At 66.7% G+C, this 19,602-nt stretch carries 15 protein-coding genes; 3 read left to right on the top strand and 12 right to left on the bottom strand.

All coding sequences use genetic code 11. The annotated features are described in order from the left end of the window. Nucleotides 1–462, bottom strand: coding sequence for a hypothetical protein (locus PS271_RS25025; protein ID WP_398384811.1), 462 nt, complete (start codon nucleotides 460–462; stop codon nucleotides 1–3). Nucleotides 463–618: 156 nt separating this feature from the next. Beyond that, a complete protein-coding gene (locus PS271_RS25020) occupies nucleotides 619–1,857 on the bottom strand; it encodes a helix-turn-helix domain-containing protein (protein ID WP_398384809.1) in 1,239 nt (412 codons plus the stop codon). Nucleotides 1,858–2,788: 931 nt separating this feature from the next. Between PS271_RS25020 and PS271_RS25015 the strand changes: the two genes are divergently transcribed. The 3 genes from PS271_RS25015 to PS271_RS25005 all read left to right on the top strand — a co-directional run bounded on the left by PS271_RS25015 (nucleotide 2,789) and on the right by PS271_RS25005 (nucleotide 10,954). Further along, nucleotides 2,789–3,013: a hypothetical protein gene (locus PS271_RS25015; RefSeq protein WP_398384807.1), complete on the top strand. Its 225-nt coding sequence runs from the start codon at nucleotides 2,789–2,791 to the stop codon at nucleotides 3,011–3,013. A gap of 51 nt (nucleotides 3,014–3,064) precedes the next feature. Beyond that, the gene (locus PS271_RS25010) at nucleotides 3,065–9,493 is read left to right on the top strand and encodes a DUF3560 domain-containing protein (protein WP_398384805.1); all 6,429 of its coding nucleotides are present in this window, start codon (nucleotides 3,065–3,067) and stop codon (nucleotides 9,491–9,493) included. 75 nt (nucleotides 9,494–9,568) lie between these two features. Next, on the top strand, nucleotides 9,569–10,954 hold the full coding sequence (locus PS271_RS25005; RefSeq protein ID WP_398384803.1) for a DUF3987 domain-containing protein: 1,386 nt from the start codon (nucleotides 9,569–9,571) through the stop codon (nucleotides 10,952–10,954). 650 nt (nucleotides 10,955–11,604) lie between these two features. On the opposite strand, the gene PS271_RS25000 is transcribed toward PS271_RS25005, so the two are convergent. The 10 genes from PS271_RS25000 to PS271_RS24955 all read right to left on the bottom strand — a co-directional run bounded on the left by PS271_RS25000 (nucleotide 11,605) and on the right by PS271_RS24955 (nucleotide 19,586). Continuing rightward, a complete protein-coding gene (locus PS271_RS25000) occupies nucleotides 11,605–12,084 on the bottom strand; it encodes an RICIN domain-containing protein (protein ID WP_398384801.1) in 480 nt (159 codons plus the stop codon). 436 nt (nucleotides 12,085–12,520) lie between these two features. After that, the gene (locus PS271_RS24995) at nucleotides 12,521–12,796 is read right to left on the bottom strand and encodes a hypothetical protein (RefSeq protein ID WP_398384800.1); all 276 of its coding nucleotides are present in this window, start codon (nucleotides 12,794–12,796) and stop codon (nucleotides 12,521–12,523) included. Further along, nucleotides 12,796–13,605, bottom strand: coding sequence for a peptidoglycan-binding protein (locus tag PS271_RS24990; RefSeq protein ID WP_398384799.1), 810 nt, complete (start codon nucleotides 13,603–13,605; stop codon nucleotides 12,796–12,798). Before PS271_RS24990 ends, PS271_RS24995 begins: the two co-directional genes overlap by 1 nt. 105 nt (nucleotides 13,606–13,710) lie before the next feature. Continuing rightward, nucleotides 13,711–13,932 (bottom strand): hypothetical protein, encoded by a 222-nt coding sequence (locus PS271_RS24985; protein ID WP_398384798.1) that lies wholly within the window; start codon nucleotides 13,930–13,932, stop codon nucleotides 13,711–13,713. A 77-nt stretch (nucleotides 13,933–14,009) separates the two neighbouring features. Beyond that, the gene (locus PS271_RS24980; protein ID WP_398384797.1) at nucleotides 14,010–14,432 is read right to left on the bottom strand and encodes a hypothetical protein; all 423 of its coding nucleotides are present in this window, start codon (nucleotides 14,430–14,432) and stop codon (nucleotides 14,010–14,012) included. A 135-nt stretch (nucleotides 14,433–14,567) separates the two neighbouring features. Further along, entirely contained in the window at nucleotides 14,568–15,701 is a 1,134-nt protein-coding gene (locus PS271_RS24975) for a hypothetical protein (RefSeq protein WP_398384796.1), read from the bottom strand. 1 nt (nucleotide 15,702) lies between these two features. Continuing rightward, nucleotides 15,703–16,533 (bottom strand): hypothetical protein, encoded by an 831-nt coding sequence (locus PS271_RS24970; protein WP_398384795.1) that lies wholly within the window; start codon nucleotides 16,531–16,533, stop codon nucleotides 15,703–15,705. Then, on the bottom strand, nucleotides 16,526–17,284 hold the full coding sequence (locus PS271_RS24965) for a hypothetical protein (protein WP_398384793.1): 759 nt from the start codon (nucleotides 17,282–17,284) through the stop codon (nucleotides 16,526–16,528). Before PS271_RS24965 ends, PS271_RS24970 begins: the two co-directional genes overlap by 8 nt. A gap of 8 nt (nucleotides 17,285–17,292) precedes the next feature. Then, nucleotides 17,293–18,366: a hypothetical protein gene (locus PS271_RS24960; protein WP_398384792.1), complete on the bottom strand. Its 1,074-nt coding sequence runs from the start codon at nucleotides 18,364–18,366 to the stop codon at nucleotides 17,293–17,295. A gap of 2 nt (nucleotides 18,367–18,368) precedes the next feature. Next, a complete protein-coding gene (locus PS271_RS24955; RefSeq protein ID WP_398384790.1) occupies nucleotides 18,369–19,586 on the bottom strand; it encodes a siphovirus ReqiPepy6 Gp37-like family protein in 1,218 nt (405 codons plus the stop codon). Nucleotides 19,587–19,602 lie beyond the last annotated feature (16 nt).

Raw genomic sequence — 19,602 nt, 5'->3', positions numbered from 1 at the left:
TCATCCCTCCTCGCTCCCCGGCGCTGCCGCGTGGAACGCCTCCGGACTCCCGTCGTCGCTAGCTCCGAGGGCGGCACAGCCCTCTGCCTGGGTCGAAAGCAGGAATACGTGGCGCTGCTTCAGCCACTCGCGGAGCCCGCCGCTGCCCTCCGCGCTGAGGGCAAGTTCATCCTCGAACTGCACCAGGAGACCCCCCACAGTCCCGGCGGCCAGCATGCTCTCGACCACCGGCCAGAGCTTGCGGTCGGAGCGGGCAACGACCGGCGACCCCGCGTCGTATACCGCCAGGGCGACGACCCAATCGCGCGCCTCGGCGCATCGTCGCAGAGCCGCCATGACCTCCAGGGGCTCGCGGCCATCATCGATGCAGGCATAGAGAGCGACCCGAACACGTTCCCGGCATCCGCTGGCGGCATCCGCCAGCCCCTCCCGGCGCATTCGATCGCTTTGCGTACGGCGCATGGGAGTAACCATGCCCCTACTGAGAGTGCGTGGACAGAAACGAGGCGGACGACTCGGCAAAGCTGCCACATGACAACTCGCCTTCTACGCACTACCGATGCTCTGCGCCCGTTGCAAAGTCGTCCGCCTCGTACCACTCCGGCACTGCGCGCGCCCCTAAAGAGCCGATTTGGCAGTTGCCGGGGGGAATCCGTGAGAGATGCTTGTCTGGGCGCCGATGAGGTCCCTGACCCGCCGAAGTCGCGCGGTCGATGCCCGGCCCACCTTCTCGACGATGACGGTCGGCAGCGCTTGATGCCGAGCCCACTCGGGCGCCTGGACCAGCGTTTCCTCCAAGGTGTCCAGCGACCTATCCCAGAGGCCGGCGTCCGCAAGGGCCATCGCCTTGTCCATGGCATAGCGGTGCTGAGCGGCCTCGGTGAGCCCCGAGACATCCTTGATGCCGTCAATCAGCGTTAGCGCCTTGCCTGTCAGGCCGAGGGCCACGTTGATCCCCACGGCTTGCGTAGTCGCTGTCAGCGGGCCGAAGAGCGTTCCGTATGCGCGATGCTCCGCACCCATGCGCGCACCAGCAGCGTGGGACTGAGACAGATAGTCGGCGGCACGCTCCTTGTCCTTCAGCCGTGACGCGACCACCGCAGCGAAGTTCACGTGGCTGCCGTAGGCCGTCAGCTGGTCAGGAGTCGCGGTGGAGAAGCGGGGCTCAATGTCCACTGCGGCTTTCTCGGCCAGCCGCAGTGCGTCCTGAAGCCGCGCATCTCGCAAGTAGACCCAGGAGCGCCCGGAGGCCACGAGAGCCGGCTGTAGCTCGTCTCCTGAGCGATCGGCCGCGGCCTGCGCGTGACCGATCGCCGCGTACGCCAGGTCACGCGCGCCCATCAAGTTGGCAACGTACGCGGCGATACGGTAGGCGTCAGCGAGGAGGCCCCAGGCTTCGTCCTGCTCGTCGACAGGGCGTCCGTGCAGGTGCATCGCTGCCTGCTGGAGAAGCGGAGCCGCAAGGGCTCCCGCCTCGACGTAGAGGCCCTTCCAGTACCGCCCCCAACATGCCCTGATGGCTGACCGCAGGTCGTCGGTCCCGCCGATCTCCTCGATACCGGTGGGGAGAAGCCCAGCGGCCGTGTCGTGTACGGATTGAGAGAGGGTACGCAGCGTGGTCCGGTCGGCCTGGGCCATGGCACGCCTGGGGGCCTGCTGCCCGAGGATGACGGAGGTGTCGACCCCGAGCGAATCCGCGATGGTCAGGAGCGTGTTCAGGCTGAGCGCCTTGTCCTGCTCCGCCTTCTGAATGGTCACAACGGAGAGCCCTGCCATCTCCGCCAGCTGAGATTGCGTGACGTCCCGGCCTCGAAGGATCTTGATGCGTTGGCCATTGCTGTAGTCGCTCCACTGCATGCGCGGCAACTCCGTTCTGGAACACAACCCGTTCCTGAACGGTACCCGCGACCCCCTGCGGCGTCAGGTCACCCCGTCATCCCGAGCCGCCGGCCCCACCCCCCATTCAGATGCCCTGCCACACACGCCGCCCCTCCCCCAAACGAGGGGCGGAACGAACCCAGGAACACTTCGAGCGGCCGGGAGCGAGGCCCCGGCCGGCTACGAACTGCACCAGGCCCTCCTGGCTGGAGACCACAGGAGGAGACAGGAGAAAGGCCATCACCAGGACCCTGTAGGGGGCCCTGGGAGGGGGTATATACCACCCCCGACAATAAATATGTACCTGTGATCCGAGCCGACCATCACGGTGCATCCGAAAAATGTAACCCGGATCACGAAAATCCTGCCCAGTTAGTTCGCTTGCACGCCCCGAGACGTCTTACAGAGCCTGAAATCGGCCCACCAGGGCCCCGAGGCCGGAATCTCGGGGCATTTTTGATGCCGCGGACACCATTTTTGACCTCACGGCAGGCCAGAGCAGCCTCGAATTCCTGAAAGTTTGATACCCGTACACGGCCGGAAAGAGGCACCCCCGGTGGGTCCTTTTCTTTTCTATCTAGGTATTACCCCCGGATGCCTGCACATGCTTTGACCTGCGGAAACGCAGGTTTTCAGAGGCTTTTGAATGGGTGGGCGGACGCGCCCGTATTCATGGAATGTGATGCGGATCACGCTCTAGTTGGATTGCCTGGAATTGCCGCTGAGGTAGAAATGAATTGCGGCGCCGATCACTCAGTGAGGCGGGGCCGGATCGGGCGGTCCTGGAGGAATGGGCCGCTAACGAACTAAGGCTTGTTGGCGCTCCCTGCGGTGGTGGGTTGCAGCGCCTCCAGAAGACGCGTGTGGTGCGGCCTGGTGGCCGCTCCCGGAGATCTGTGGGGTGGGTGTGTTGAAGCGTTTCTTGGCCGGTGTGGTGGCCGCTGTGCTCCTGGCCGTGGGTGGTGGCGTGACGGGCTTCAAGGCGGGCGAGTCCGGTAAGCGGAGCGCGGTCGAGCGGATGTCCGTGGATGCGTTCAACGAGGGCTTCGACGAGGGGCTGTGCGCCCTGTCGCGGGACGGGCGCCGCGTGGTGGACGGGGTGGGCACCGAGTGCATGGACGACGCGCACAGGTGACTGCAGGGCGCGTGCGTGAGTGACGGGTGCTGCGAGTCGAGAGGGAGAGGCATGGAGGTACTGCAGGCAGGGGCGTTGGTCACCACTCCGGCGCTAGCCGCGATGGAGGGGCACGGCCTTACTCATGCGGCACTGATCACCGGATCGGATGCGGAACTGTACCCGCACCTGCAGGGGCGAAGCGTTGCGCTCCGCGCGGTTGCGTACTCGGTGTACTGCCCTGCGACGGAGCGGTACAGCGTGGTCACGCTGGATGGGCGTTGGGTGATCCCGGGCGCGGAGGGCTACAAGTCGCGCGGCGCGGTCACCACGTACGTGCGGAAGAACGTGGCAGTGCTGCGGCCTGAGGGTCTGGTGATCTTGGAGCCGGTCCGGCACAACGGGGACTCCCACGGCACCGAGTACGGGCGCCGGGAGGGCACGTGCCGTAGGGCGCTCAGCATGAGTGGCCTGTACGGCTACAAGTGCTCGTGTGGTGCGACGGTGCAGCCGGAGAAGGTGTGGCGTTTCGGGTGGGTGATCGTCGGGGATGGCCGCGGTTCGCACACTGTCAGCTACGCCCTGGACCGCTCGCACGGGCGGGAGTTCGGCACGGTTCCGATGGAGGTTCCGGAGACTGCGAACGTGGTGATGGCTGGTGCGTCCATGGTTGTGCCGGAGCCCGAAGCGAACCAGGGAGAGCCGGAGTTTGCCCCGGAGCCGGAGCCGGAGCCGGAGCCGGAGCCGGAGCCGGAGCCGGAGCCGGAGCCGGAGCCGGAGCCGGTGGCACCGGTGGCTAAGCCGGGGCGGGTAACGGTGACGATGCCCCCCACGGATGACCACACCGACCCGATCACGTTCAAGTGGTCGCAGATCCTTGACCGATGGTCTGTCAGGGCGTCATGGCGTGGCATGTCTTTCTGGGTCGCGCAGGACAAGGCCGAGTGGTTCATCCTCCGTCACTCCGAGGACATGCGCCCGGCGGACTACCGGGAGCCGCGGAAGTGGCCGAAGCGTGAGCAGGTGCGGGCCGCGGACCGGAGGCCGATTCGCTTCCGCGGCGAGGTGGAAGCGGTCATGGCCGCGCACATTCGCGAGCGTCAAGCCGTCGAGGTCGAGGCGTTGCGGCAGATCGAGGCGGCCCAGACGACGAACCCGCCCGTGTGGGAGTCGACTCTGGACAAGGGGCCGTTGAGGGCTCCGCGCAGCATGAAGCCGGAAAAGGTCGCTGAGGTGTGGGGCGACGCGGTGACGTACGAAGTGATCGAGGAGTGCCCGGATCAGACGCTGGAGGAGTCTGCCCCGGCCCCGACCCTCCCCGGACGTGACGCGGTGCCCGTCGAGCCGGGGCCGGGGGCGAGCTCGTTCCCCGGGGTACTCCTGGGCGGTGAGGCCGTTCGGCCGTACCCCGGCGAGGGTGCCCGGGAGCAAGCGGACTGGCAGTTCACCAGTGTCGACGGTCACGGCTACCGGCTGACGGAGAAGAGCTACCAGCCCGGGGTGTGGTCGATTGCTCGCACACCATTCCACTTCTCCTCCGCAAACGGAAGCTACTTCTGGTGGGCCGAGCTGGACGAGGACCGGACGCTTGCGGCGGCACTCGCGTGGGTGCGGCGAGACAGTGATTCCCGCGTGCTGACCCGATCGCGATGGGCGCGTTGGGGGCACCTGGTCCGTGACGATGTGCCGTTCTCGCTTGAGCTGGACAAGGAAGAGCTTGAGCCGGGCGTCATGCGCCTTGCCCGGTTTGGGCGGCAGGGAATCGCGGTGGACTACCCATGGGGCTGGGAGATGCGCGAACACGGCAAGCTTCCGGAAGCGCCCGTTCGCCGGTACTCGGGTGGCGTGCGGCTGGAGCTGGCCGCGCACTACATCACTCACGAGGGGTTCGATTCCATCCCCACAGATCGGCTGCGGATCATCCGTTCCCACTGGGGGACCACGGAGGACTGCGCCCCGGGTGGCCCGAACAATCTCAGCTCGTGCAAGCGCACCCACCCGCGCTTCCTGGTGGCGGTTCTGGGCGAGGACGGCAAGGAGCTGGGGCGCGTGGTGCTCTGCGCCCGGCACCTGTCGTACCGGCTTACCGGGGACGACCCCTACGGCCGCGAGACCGCTCACCAGGCGGACGCCATCGCGCAGCGTGGGACGTGGGTGGACTGGGCTGACCGGCTCGATGAGCTGACGTGGGACCTGGTGGCGCCCGCCGTCGACCGGGGTGAGCCCATTCCGGACGTTCGAGCTGCGTTGCTGGCGGAGGCCGAAGCCGTCGCGGAGAAGCAGCGGGCACGGGAATCGAAGAAGGCCGCGCGTGCCGCCAAACAGCAGCAGCCCGCCCGTCAGGCGGAGACACGGACGACGCGTGCGGAGAAGACGACGGTGAAGGCACCGAAGGTCAAGGACATCGTGTTCAGCGGTGACAGGGGCCGTGAAAGGGCGGAAATCCTGGGCCACAGCTACCGAATAGGCATGCTGGCGGGCACGTACGACGTCGTGCACGTCGCGTCGGGCGGGCGGGTGTGTGAGTACGAGCGGTCCCGTCCGGCCATGAAGCGGGCGATCCTCAACGATGCCGTGGCCCGTGGTCAGCAGCCGGGCGGCGTGGTCGTCAACGCCGCGGCCACGCCCGCGGAGGTGGAGGCGGCGCCGGAGCAGCCGGTGTCCGAGTACGGGTGGGAGCGGTACGGCCAGCGGTTCGCCGTTGGTGACGTGGTGCGCTCGGGGCACCCGCGCGCGGACGGGTCCACGGGCGTGGTGGTGTCCGTGCGGGATCGGGGCGATGGCGAGCAGATGGCGGGCGTCCGCTGGGACGGGAAGCCGGTCGCCTACGAGCAGTGGTCGGGAACGCTGGTGCCCGTGCCCGTGACCGTGGTGGAACGGGCCGAGGCGCCGAAGGCCCTTCCGCCCGCCTCCGTGTCGGGAGCGGCGGACGTGGTGGACGCGGAAATCGTGAACGAGGGTCAGGAGGAGGCCAAAGACCAGCCCGTAAGCCCGCAGCGGTCTAAGCCCATGGTCGTGGACATGCGGGGAGCCTCCGAGGACGGCTCCCTGATCCAGCAGGTTCACGGAGCTGGTGTCCGTGCCATCGCGGGGATGTGGTGGGCGACAGGCGACCGCGGCATCATCAACCGTCGCGACAGCGGCCCCGGGAGGGACACCGGCTCCTGCTGTGAAACCCGCGAAGATGCCGAAGCGCTAGCAGCGTGGCACCTAGCCGGGCGTGTCGGCGCCTACCCCACGGACCGGCACGGGCCGTTCGCGGCGCTGCCGCCGACTGTCGCCGTGGAATGGGTGGCTGACTTCAACGAGCACGAATACCGCGTTACCTGTGGGCAGTGCGCGCATGTCGAAGCGATCACGGGCCCGCTGGGGCGTGGCGCCAGCGCCGCCAAACGCCGTGCGGAGGTGCGTGATCAGGCGATAGCCGCAGCACTGGACCACACGGCCCAGCACGCCGACCCAGCCCCGGACGACGTCCGAGACCAGCCGAGCACCGCCCAGGGCGAGCCGGTGGCCGACGCGGACACGTCGCCGGTGGTCGTGTTCATCGCGAGTCAGAACACCGCGCCCACGCAGACGCGTGTCCTGTGGCGCATGACCCGGGCGGAAGCACAGCGGCTTTGCTCGGACGACCGCTCGTCGGGCCGGAAACATATGCTGTGCTGGACGGCCGACCCTGGGCAGGAAGGGAAGGACTGGGAGTTCGTCAAGGACACCGGCTCGTATGACGCCCTGCTCGCGGAGCTCGGGATCACGGCCGCTCGAACCTGGGAGGCGACACCCCGGGAGAGCGCTGCCGACACGGCAGAAATCCCGGCCGAGGCTCCGGCCGGCGACGAGGTGGAGGATTCTTCGCTCGCCGACACGGACCAGGACCACGGGCAGCCGGACCCGGACATCACCATCACGCACACCCGCGCAGACGGAACCTTCGTCGAGGGATCGGCCAAGGGCGATGGGGTGTGGGAGGCCGTAAAGCCCTGGTTCCGCTACTCCCGCAGCGTTGGCATTTACATCTGTGGCAGCCGTGACAAGGCCGCTCAGCGGTGGAAGATCGACGCCGCGGCGGAAGCGATACGCAAGCTGGGGAAGACCGTCAAGGTAGTCATTGACGAGGACACCCGCCGCAGCTTCGCCGAGGCCGAGGCCGAGCGGATCGAGCGTGCGCAAGGCCGGGCCGAGAGGTTCGCGGGGCGGGCCAGCCGTGCCGCCGCGTCGTCGGATGCGGCCTACGGGCGGTCGAACCAGATCAGCGAGCGCTTCCACATGGGGCAGCCGATCTTGGTCGGGCACCACTCCGAGCGGCGGGCCCGCCGCGATCAGGAGCGCATGCACAATGCCATGCGGACGAGCGTCGAAGAGAACCGCCGCGCCGGTTACTGGGCGGACCGGGCCCGAGCGGCGGAGAGCTACGAGCAGCACCGTAACGATCCGGGACGGACGCTGCGCCGGATTGACAAGCTGGAGGCGGAACGGCGCGGCTGCCTCCGGCAGAGGGACGGCGACCCCCGTAATCCGTGGTGGAAGGCGCCCAATGAGGAGCGCGGCGTCGAACTTGACCGACTGATCGCGGAGCTCGACGAGGAGTTGGCCCACTGGCGGCAGATCATCGCGCAAGCGGAGGCCGACGGGTACAAGGTGTGGGGCAGGGCCGACTTTCAGAAGGGCGACTTCGTCCGATACCGCGGGACCTGGTACGAGGTGTTGCGCGTCAACTCCAAGTCGCTGAGCGTGCCGCACAGCTTCAACAGCACCGACGGCGGAACCGCCGGGGCGGTCGACGGTGAAAAGGTGGTGTCCAAGGGGTCGGCGGCCGGTACCCGGGTAGCCAACTGGACCTCGAAGGCCCCGTACGGCGACGTGTCCGGGCGCATGAGCGCCGAGCAGATGCGGGCCGCCCTGGCCGGGGAACCCATCCCCCCCGACGAGGCAGTACGGGCCCCCGCCGACACCGCAGAAGCCTCGGTCACGGCTTCTGCCGACGTCGTCGGTGCGGACAATCCCGCTCCGGGCTGCGGGGAGGGCGGGGAGCCTTGCAGCCACCTGCCCCGGTGCGATGAGGAGGGGCCGGAGGAGACGGACGAGGAACGAACCGCGCGGTACCTGCTGGAGTACAAGGCGAAAGACCTGCTCCCCAAGCTGCGGTGGTGGCCCGCTTTGGCCGATGTCGTCGAGTGGGCGGCAGCTGGTGAACTCCACGCCGTTGACGGCGGCTCGTACCGGCGGGGCAAGGACGGTACGGGCCGCAAGGTCAGCGCCGAACGCGTGCGGCTGCTGGCCGGAGCCGGATTCCTCACCCGGCCCAAGGCCGGGCCGGTTCAGGCGACGCAGGATGGGCGCGAGGCCTTGTCAATGTCCCGTGCCTGGCCCGCGGGACTGCTGAGCGAAGAAGAAGGCATGGCCAAGGTGGAGAAGGCATACCGGGCCCGCGCTCACGGTAAGGGTGTCGCGGTACTGCCGATCCTGCCAGGAGGAGAGACCGAACGCAGGACCCGCGAAGCGTGGTGGGTTTCCCACGGACGAAACCCGGACGGCAGCCCCAAGGCCGACACGGCAGAGACCACGGCCGAGACGGCAGCCGGCCAAGCCTCCCAGGTTTCCGCGCCCGCCGACACGGACGAGAGTCCGGACCCCGCTACCCGATTGCTGGAGCGGATGGCCCAGCAGGCCGCCGATGTCTGGGTCACGCAGGACCCCATCCCGAACCCGAACGATCCCCAGTGGAGTGACCCCGTGCTCAAGACCGTGCTTGTCCCCGTGGAGAAGATCCTGTGTGACGCGCACATAGCGCGGGACGGCTCGGAGATCGAGGCCACGGAGAAGCTCACCCTTGCGGGCCGCTCCTGGGACCTGTGCGACGAGCACGCCGAGAAGTTCGCAGGGTTCTTCGTCGAGGCACTCGGCGAGCCCAGGGCCGACGCCGACACCGGAGAAATCCCGGTCGATGCCGCAGCCGGCGAGGGGTTGGAGGGTTCCGTGCCCGCCGACACCAACCGGGACCAGGGGCACGACGACCAGGTGGCCGACGAGGACACCGGGAACGAGCGCACGGCCGTGCAGCCGTCGGTGATGCTCTGCGGGGAAGTGCCCGGCTACTCCTGGGAGGACGCCCGCCAGACCCTCCGCAACGCCGGTTACGAGGTGGTTGGACGGGCTGACGAGTCGACCGTTCTCCTGATCGTCGGGGAACGCGGTGAGAACGCCACGAAGAAACTTCAGGACGCCCGTGAGCGGGGTATTCCCTGTATGGACGTCAGCGCCCCGGGGCGGTTCCGTGACGCCGTGCGCGCCGGACGGTTCGAGGGGGGTGACCCGCTGCCCGCGCCGGTGAAGGCCGGACCTGTGGGGATGACCGACCGGGAGCGCAACCAGGCCATGAGGGCCTGGGCGAAGGCCCAGGGGTACAAGGTCACGGCCCGGGGTCGTCTCTCCGACCGGATCAAAGTCGCGTACGAACGCGCCCACGAGAACGAGCCGGAGCAGCACGCGCGAGCGGCCTGACGGTGTGGGACGGGCGCGTCGCAAGCGCGCCCGTACCGGCCGCCAACCCTACGTGTGAGAAAGGGATTTTGAACCGTGATTGCTCCTGACTTCCGTGCGATGTGCACCGGCCGTCTCCGGGCAGCCGTCGCCAACATCGCCCCGCACATCGAGTGGTCCCCGATCGGCCTGCTCGGCAGCCTGCTGTGCGTCCTCTCCGCGATGCTGCCCGACACCCGCGTGCAGCGGGGATCCGGCAGTATGGCCCTGATGCTTCACGTCCTTCTGTGCGGCGGCACGGGTGAGGGCAAGGGGCAGACCTGGGGCATTGCTGCCACGGTGGCCAAGGACGCCAACAGCACCTTCATGGACGGCCACATCATCAAGGGCGTGGTCGGCGGTGCCGGACTCATCCAGGCCATAGCCAACCGGGGCGGCCACGCACTCGTGGTCGAGACCGAATACGCGCGAGTCCTGAGGGCCGCACGCCTGCAGGCGAACCTCTCCCAGACCATCCGTGACCTGTGGGACGGGGAAACCGTCGCCACGTCCCGGGCCAAGGAACCGGTTGAGGTCGATGAACCCCGCGTGGCGCTGATGGGGCACATCACGCCCGAGGAATTCCGCGCCTGCATGAGCAAGACCGACCGTGACGGCGGCTCGTACAACCGCCTGATCATCCTTCCCGTGGAACAGGTCCGCTGGCTCAGCGAACGCGAGCAGATGCCCGCACACCTCATCCCCGAAGCGGGCGAGGCCCTGGCCCGCGCGATCCGCCACGGCCAGCGAGCCAAGCTCGTCACCCTGGCAGAGGACGCGTACGCCACCGCCGACGTTATTCGGCGCGATCTGCTGACCAAAGCCCGCGAGTCCCAGCAGCTCAAGGCCTTTGCCGCCCGCTGCAACGAACAGGTACGCCGTATCGCGGCCCTGTACGCCCTGTTCGACCTGCGGACACAGATCACCGTAGACGACCTTGAAGCCGCCGCGGCACTCGTCCGCTACGCGATGGACTCGGTACAGACCATCATCGGGGAAGACGACGCTCCCAAGGCGGAGCGGCAGCCGCGCAGCCTCATGGAAAAGGTCCGGGCCCGCATCGAGATGCACGGCGGCAGAGCAACGTCTACCCAGGTACTCCCGTTCGTCGGAGCAACCGCGGCAGAGGTCAAGGCACTCCCCGGCATCGTGGTCAACTCCAAGAAGGGCACCGGAGGGCGCCCTGCAGTGATCTTCTCCCTCGCCGAAGACACCGCGCACCAGGCACCGGAGCTCACACCTCAGCCGGAATCGGAACCCGACGGCGAGCCCGAGCCGGTGTCCGCCCTAGAGCCGGTTGCGTCACCGGCGGCCGAGCCCCTGAAGGCTACGCTGCCGACCCGCCCCCGACCCGTCACAGCGCCCGCGAAGAACCCTGCCCCAGCCCGGCCGGCGAAGCCTGCGCCCGGCCCATCGGAAAACCCCATCCTCGCCCTGCTGTAAGAACAGGAAACGAAGAAAAAGCCCTGCCCGTCCTTTTGGATGGGCAGGGCCTTTCATTGTTCCTGGAAGGTGATCACTTCCAGTACTGGTACACGTCAGTCCTATCACACGGAGCCGTCACAGGGCGTCCCGCATTAATCGAGAGGCACCTGTTGGTAGCTTTGTTCCTAAGTCTCCAATATGCGCTGCCGTCGAAGTGTTCTTCATACCAGCCCTGATTGGGGTTGTACCAGTCCGCACAAGGGCCGACGTAGACAGACCCTCTGGCGTTACTATCGAGACATTGATCACGATTACTCCGCAACCGCTCCAGGTAGGCAACCTGATCCCCATAAGGCCAGTCTTCCCAGCGCTTATACTCCGGACACCCCTCTAGGCGCGCGTAGCTATTTGGGCTCCCTGTAAGACATCTGCCGTCTACTACATTCTGCCAATTCACCGCCCCGTAAGTTGCGTTCGCTGACGCGGATGCCTGGGTGGCAGTGGTGGAACCCATAGCCGTAACAGCTATAGCCACAATAATTAGGCGGAGGAAATTCAACTTCCCCATAAGTGATCAGGCCTCCTTCAAGGTAGGTAGTCGAGCAATTGCCGAGGGGCCCGCCTTACGAACCGGCCCATTCCTTGCTTCGCGTCGTGAAGGGTCTGAATCAGCCCCAATTCTGCCAGGCGTTATACGTCTCGCACGGCTGTGTCTTCACTTGCCCGGTCACGTTGGCTTCGAGGCATCTTCCGGTCTTGAGGTTCTTCAAGACCCAGCCGCGTGATGTTTTTTCCTCAGACCATTCCTGATATGGATTATCGCGCCCGCACTCGCTGATGTACGCGCTGCCTCTGTAGTTACTGTCGAGGCACCAGGTACCGTTTATCATGGCCTGTTCGTGCCAACGATTGTCGTCATTGTTGAGCTGACGATCGCTCCACAAGTAGGGGGAGCCGCTGTTGCTGTCCGGGCACTCGACTATCCGTGCCCAATGGTCAGAATCCCAGCCGAGACATTTCCCCGTGACCTTATTCTTCCAGTTGACGGAGCCTCCGCCAGCCGCCGAAGCGGTATTTGTCACCGCGTAACTCATAGCGAGAGCAGCGAAAACGGTGATGATCAAGCGGAAGATGTTTCGCTTCTTCACAAACGATCACGAACCTTTCTGGCTATTGCGGAAGAAGGTTTGTTCGTGCAGTGACTGCATCACATCACCGGCACAACAGCCGGGTCAACGTTGTCCGGGTTTCCTCTTAGACGAGAAATCTGGGAAACGCCCCCTGAGCTGCAACGTTCCCTCCAGGTCGACCACGGTAGGGTGGCCGCTCCTGGCCTCGCTACAGGCCGAGAAACAAAGAAGGACCCCGCACAACCAAAAGGTTGGGCGGGGTCGGAACCATTTCCTGTGCTCGCTAAAGAAGCAGTTGATAGTTAGCTTGCCCCCTCAACAGGCGCCATGAGGGCTCTATCAATTGTGTATGTGAAGAGCGGTGACTGCTCCCCGCCCATGCGGGGACAAACGAGCCCGCCGAGGAGATAGCTCGGTGGGCTCGTCGTTCCCAGGCTGGTACGCCGAGGCGTGGTCAGGGCAGTGGCGCCCTGGACGCCGCCTTGGCGAGCAGCTCGAAGGCCTCGCTCGTCTTGGCGTTCTCCACGCGCTGTGTCACCTCGCCCGCGCCCAGGAGCGCGGCCACCAAGGCCAGAATCGCCTCCTCGGGCACGGTGACGTACTGCGCGACGAGGGCGACGGCCGTCGCAGCGACGCTGTACGCACGGGCCGGATGTTCCCGCAGCAGTTCCAGGAGGGGGAAGGCGGCGGCCGGCCCCCGGTGCCGACCGCGCTTGGGTATCGACGCCATCAGGCAGCCATCCCGAACTCGCCCTTGAGGCGGGCAAGCTGAAGCTTGCCCGGGAGGCCGTCAGCGTCCGAACCACGGTCGCCGATCTTGAGCTGATACTTGCGCATGGACGCCGCGTCGGCGGAGGTCCACACCGGGCCGGGGCCCTCCTCGTACGCTGAGCAGCCTGCGGCCACGAGCATCTTGCCGAGCCGGGTGATGTGGTCGCCCTTTGCCCCCGGGCCGTAGGCCAGGCCGTCAATGACGACCTGGCGGGCGGAGCCGGCGGGGGCCGACGGTCGGCTGCTGTCCCCGGTCGGAAGGTCGTCCTCGGATGCCTCCTCACCGAAGAAGGTCACGCCGTCGCGGCCCTTCCAGTTCGGATCGGCCACGACGATGCCCTCGGGGTAGTCCGGGTAGCCATAGCCGTAAACGTAGCTGGAACGACGTGCGTAGGCCTTGCGGTAGACGCCGTCACCTTCGGCGCTGCCGCTGGTGTTTGTGTTTCCGGAGACTGTGTAAATGGTGTCCGCGTCGTAGCTGGTCACGATGCCGACGTGCTTTCCGCCACCGGAGCCGAAGTAGACGACCGCACCGACCGCGGGGTAGTCGCTGAATCGGCCCTGGTCCTCGAACCAGGAAACGCCTTCGAGGCAGGACGCGGTGACGGGGGCGAGATCTTCGGCACCTGCTTCCTGGAAGACCCAGCTCACGAAGACATGGCACCAGGGCTCACCGTCATCGCTGACCCACTCAAGGCCGGCGACCTCCCCCGCGTACTTCTCCGTGTTGTCCCAGTGGCCACCCGAGTAGCCTTCCTGGTAGCCCACCTCATCGCGGGCAATGTCGAGAACCTGCTGTGCAACTGAAATGCTGACTCCTGTAATTAGGCATGAAAAAGCCCGCATCAGCGGGCGTTGGTACGGTTAGTTAGTTCACTCGGCGGTTGGGTGGAGGACCCGGGACGGATCCAGGGCAGTCAACAGGGCGAGCAGCCGTGCGTTCTCCTGCTCGATCCGCTTCAGGCGCTCCTTGATCTCCGCCAGGTCGTCTTGAAGGCGGTCGGCACGGGCCTTCTGGGCCTCTGCCTCGCCCTTCCACACCTCTGCGGTCTTGGCCTCCTTTGAGGCCCGGATGACCACGTAGCCGCCGATCACGGTGGCCAGGATGCCGACGATCCCGAAAAGATCCAGAATCAGAGTGCTGGTGCTGATGCAGGTCTCCTGTCTGTTGGTTAGTTGGTGGTGCCGGGTGCGATGAGCACCGCGGCAAAGCGGTTGAGCTGGCCGCTCGTGCGGGAGCCGGCCGAGACCTCCCACTCGCCCGTGCCCGGCACCGCGAAGACGCGAAGACTGACCCGGTCCCCCTTGGCCGCCTGCACCACGCCCCGCAGGGAACACGTCAGGTACGTGCCGGGGACAACAAGGGAGTTGTACGAGCGGAGCCACTCCTTCTCGCCCTGACCCGACTGGGCCACAGCAGTGAGGACGAGGGCAGGCCGCTTCGTCACGTCCTTCGGCGAGAGGGCCGTGAAGTCGGCGCTTACGAAGTAGTGGCCGCTCGTCGGCACGGTGAAGGTGTCCGTGGCGGTCGTCCACCCGCCGGACGACTCGATCGTGTCCCAGCGCAGTGTCTTGGTGGTGTTGTTGTCCGGCACGCTCGTGATCGTGCTTACACCGGAGGCTGCTACCCGGGGCGGGTTGGACAGATCCCGGTGGACGTCCCGTACGCGGGCGTTCATCTTGGCTGCGTCGGCAAGGTCTCGCGGGGACCAGGAAGAGAAGTCCACGCCTCACCCGTTCATTCCGGTGGCGGCCGGCGCGAGCATTACCGCGGCCAGATCGTTCCACCGCTCGGTACGGAGGTCAGTCCCGAAGGCCTGCCACGTCAGGCCCGTGCCTGTGCCGAGGAACTCGGCAGAGAGCGTGTCGCCCTTGGTCAGGAAGACGACGTCTGTGCCGCTGATACCCGTTGGGTACGTGGTCCTGGTGTTCTGCCGCTGCCGCAAGGAGACGAGATTTCCATTGCGCAGGAGACGCACCTGGTAGGAGCCGAAAGCCCCCTCCGGGCCATCCCGCTGCGTCGCCAGCGTCAGGGCAACCAGGTACACCCCTGTTGCCGGGGCCGTGACGGTGGTGCCGTCCCTGCTGAGTGACCAGCCGCCCGACTCCTCAAACCCTGCGCTCGACCAGCCGACCCGCACCGTCTGGGCTGAGGCTGCGCTGTACGGCAGCGGCCGAGTCAGGGAGAGTCGCGGCGGGTTGTACAGGGCCCGGAACGGATCGGTGATCCGGCTGCTCATGGTCGACGGTGTGAGCAGCTCCCTGTCGCGCCAATCCCCGGCCGCGACGAACGGTGTCGGCGCTGCGGAGAAGCTGATGGACGGGGCGGCCATCCAGGCACTGAGGACGCTTTCCCACTCGCCGGACTGCACGGTGTAGGAACTGCTCGGCGAGCTGGATTCGAGGTAGACCGCAGCTGCGATCGAGTCGCCGGCCGCCAGGTGCACGATCGTCGCTGTGGAAACGATCTGGACGTCGTAGGCCTGCTGGACGATCTCCCGAACGGTGGCCACGCTCACGGACCCGCTCCCCGTGCGCCGGTACAGGTAGATGAGCAGCCCGTCACCGGACGCCTGGACCGGCCCGGACTTCACGCTCACGCTGGCCGACACGACATACACCCCGGCCTCAGGAGCGGTGAACCACCCCCGGTCAGAGTCGGCGGAGAAGGTGTTCGTCTCTGCAGTGGACCACCGGACGTAGGTCGAGGAACCGCGGGTGACCGTCTGGCCGGGCGCCGCCCCGCGGCACGAGAGCCGCGGCATGTCAGACAGGTACCGCAGCGGCTCGCGCACCTGCCCGTTGAGCTTCTCGGCCGTGACGATCTCACGCTGAGACCACGCCGCTATCAGAGGTACTGCCACATCACTCCAGGAAGGTCGTGGTCCCCAGGACCGAGCCCCGCTCGTCGCCCAGGACCCAGGTCGGCTTGCCGTCACTGCGGCCAGGAACCGTAATGACCGCGACGGCGGCCGTGTCGACGGTGGTGTCCAGACGCAGAGCTCCGGGCGAAGCCCCGGCGCCTGGAGTGTCAGCTGTCAGGAGGCTGACCTGCTGAGTCCCGAAAGCCCCGAGGCGTTGACCGCGCGGGGTAACGCCGTCGGGCCACGCAGCCCCGGTCAGGGTGTCGGAGACGGCCAGGACCGCGTACAGCGTCGTGAAGTCCTGCGAGGCCGCCAGCGGGATGGCGTTCACGGCCTGGTGTTCGGTAATGCCCACCACCGGGGCCAGAGAGAGCCCTGCGGGATCGCCGTTTCGGTAGGACAGGTTCATCACGGCCGTGGTCGGGCTGCCCGCAACGTCCCAGACCGTCGACCGGCCTCGCGAGGGATCCCACGGCCACACGGCGACGAGTAAACGGATCCCGGAGTGCAGGGTGTAGACGGTGGGCAGGACCCCGGCCGGCGCAAGAAGCGGTGACGGCGGGGAGGCCCCGCCCTGCTGGGCGCAGATCGACACCACCAGATCACCAGTCCGGACATCTGCCGGGATCGGCAGCTCGACCACGTCACCGGAGACGATCGCGGAGACACTGCTGGAGTACCCGGGAAACTCCCGCGGCTTAGGGGCTGCGCTGCGCCACTCGGCGCCGTCCCAGTACAGGGGCGGCACAGGCCGCCAGGTGGTGCCGTCGAAGACCTGGGTCGTCTGGTCGACCCACGCCTTACCGTCGAAAACGAGCACCTGGTTAGCCATACTTCACCCACACATCTCCAGCTCGCGGGGCGGCCGGCGGCAGCGGCCCCGAAAAGAGCCGGGCGCTGCCCAGGTTCGAGGCCGTCACAGTGCCGCTGCTGATCACGGATCCGTCCCCCTTCACCTGGAAGACCGCTCCCTCACTCGAAGGGCTCGCCGCGGTCGAGCTGACGTTGATCACCGTCTGCCCAGCGCCGAACCCCGGTGCGCCGATACACAGAGGCGCCTTCTTGCCGATGACATCGAGGTACAGGGCCCCGGTGCTGCGTAGGCGTGTGCGTTCGGCTCCGTCCGCGGTCCGAAGCCGAAGCACGTTGCCGGTGGGGTCGTCGGTGACCACGGCCGACAGCCAGGAATCACCAGCGGGGGCCTGCACCTCCGCCCCGCGGGCGGGGAGGTAGGCCGCGAGGCGCTCGTCGGTGTAGGCCCGCGACTGGTGTGGGTCGGTGTCTGTCAGGTGCTTGCGGAGCCGATCGCCCACGGTCACGGACACCAGCGCGATCCGGCCGACGCCGAAGTCCACCCACAGGCGTTCGGCGTCGTTGGCCGGGCCGTAGAAGGCTGGGATGAAGCCGCGGACGTCGGCCTGGAGCTGGATGATCGGTGCGCCGTCGGCGTCGGTGAGGTCGGTGATCTGCCGGGCCCCGTCGGAGGGGCCGTCCCAAACCGTTCCGACGGCTCCGGGAACGCGCCGGCCGTCGATGTCCTCCGCGACGTCGGAAGCGGTACCGCCGAAAAGGTTTCGTGCCATGGCGCCTCCTATTCGCTGAAAACGTTTGCTTCGTAAGTGCCGGAGAAGATGATCGTGGATCGGCCAGGGAAGGTGCGGAGCACATCCATGCCCTCGGACACCGTCTGATTGTTGTGGTAGTAAATGCTCGCGTGGGTCGAGCCGTTCCCCGGCCAGCACATCGCTTGCAGCTGCACGAGGTTGGCCATGCCGCCGCGGTAATCCATGTTGCGCATGTGGCCACTGAGGATCTGCCCCGTCCCGCCGTTGGCCTGATGAGGGAGCTCAAAAGCGATCGGGACGTCCGGGCGGTTACGGATGTTCGTGGTCGTGGTGTTCTCGATGCTGATCGAGTAGTACACGACGTTCGGCGCCGCCCACCTCCAACGGCCCTTGCTGGCGACGCCGTTGGAGGGAACGTTCACCGCGTTTGCGAGGCCCGGGGTGTACTTGCGGGACTTGCCCAGGTGCCGCGAGATGACGGTTCCATCGCGGCCCTTGAACAGCTCGTTCTGGCTGTCGCCGCCGTTGTTGTCCATGTCATAGAGGAAGGTGCCTGCCGGAAGGAAGTCAGCTGCGGGCCGCGTGTTCCAGGGTGTTCCCACGGCCGGCGGCATGTCGAAAGGTGCCCGCAGGGAGAGCTGCGGTGCCCCGTCCTTCGGGGGGACGTCGACCTCGTACAGCACCATTTCCCACTGCTGTCCGGGCACCCGCCGCGGCAGTGGGGCGATCGGGGAAGCGCTGGGCTGGCCCTTGACCACGACCACGTTCACGGAGCCCTGCACGACGTCGGCCCGCACGACGACAGTGTCCTTGCGGGCCTTGTCCGTGGGGTTGGGCTCGACCGTCAGAAGGGTGGAGGCCGTGAGCTGGTAGTAGAAGCCGCCGACCCACGCGCGACCGGGCTGGACCTCAATGGTCCGGCCGTTGATGACCGTCGCAGCAAAAGGAAGCGCGCCGGATGCGTACGACTCGCTGGTGAGCCGGAAGTCCACCCGGTCCCCGCCCCACATGGCTGCCATGGCTTGCCACTGGATTTCGGAAACCATCTCTGTACCGCCGGCCGGGGTCGACCGGGAGAACGGATAGCTGATCTCTACCAAACTCACATCCTCGCTTCCAGTTTCCTGAGCTTTTCCCGCATCTCGAAAACCGTGTTGTACAGATTCAGGGGCGATCCGGTGCCCTGCTCACCGATCTTCGGCGTGACAGCGGAGACGCGGCCGCCGTCCTCGACGCTGATGTTGACCTCGCGGACGATGTCCGTATACTCCTCGCCATCCACAGCGATGGTCACTTTGTCACCCACGAAGTAATCTCTGCCGAAGCGGAGTTGCTCGGTGTCGATGGGGTAGATCTGGAAATTTCCGTTGCGGGCCCCCTCCCGCAGGACGTTGTCGGCAGCATCCACGACGGCCTTCTTCGCTGCTTCGAAGTCGGCATCAGTGATGTCGGGCTTGGCCTTCACCGGCTTGCCTGTCGCGGAATCCGTCCTCAGGGGGAGATCGCGGCGGTCAACGAACTGCTCGACCTGAACGGCCCATTCCTTCTCGGCCTCCTCATCGACCTTCTGAACGATGTAGCGGTCGGCTCCCTCGCCCTGGCAGGCAACGATCACCCGCGTCGCCCGCGGGGCCGTCAGCGTCCACGTGTACTCGCGCAGGTTCCCCAGCTCCGGGGAGAAACGCACGTTCTTACTCCGGTCGCGCGGTGTGAAGACGTCCAGGACGATGCGCTGGCGGTCCGGATCGTGAACGAACCGGTAGCCGACATTCTTGGCCTTGCACCACTCTTCGAGCTTGGTGCCCAGGACATCGAAGCGGAGGTGGTCAGCGACGGTGTCACCCACCGCGGGCAGGTTGCCGACCTCGACGCCGGAGACCTGCCGATCCGGGAGGGCCCGGGGGCCGATGGCGTGGTCGAGCTCCCACCACAGGGCCTCGCCGGCCGTGCCACTCGCACCGCGGGAGTCTTTCGCCTGGTACTGCTGGCCGACCGGCTTCGACGGGTCCGGGAAGGCCAGTCGGCTGTACGCCAGTTTGTTGTCGCACTTCCCGCCGACGAAGACGGAGCCCACGCCGGTGTGCTGCTCAACGGTCCAATAGCGCTGGAAGAACTCGATCTGCCCGCTGAAAATCGGGAAGTCCACGCCGTCTTGCCAGACGGTGATTCCACCACCGCGTTGCAAGAGCTGCGCTTGCGGTGTGCGGTCCTTCACCAGGATTTGCCATGTACCCTGCTGACAGTAACGGATGACAAGGTCCATCTTCAGCCACGTGTCGATTTCTCCAATGCGGTTCAGGTCCTTGTCGCGGACCTCCACCCGGTATCCCAGAAGG

The organism is Streptomyces sp. SCA2-17 (assembly GCF_044336695.1).
The sequence above is the reverse complement of the archived record's forward strand: the minus strand, read 5'-3'. Positions and strand labels throughout refer to the sequence as shown.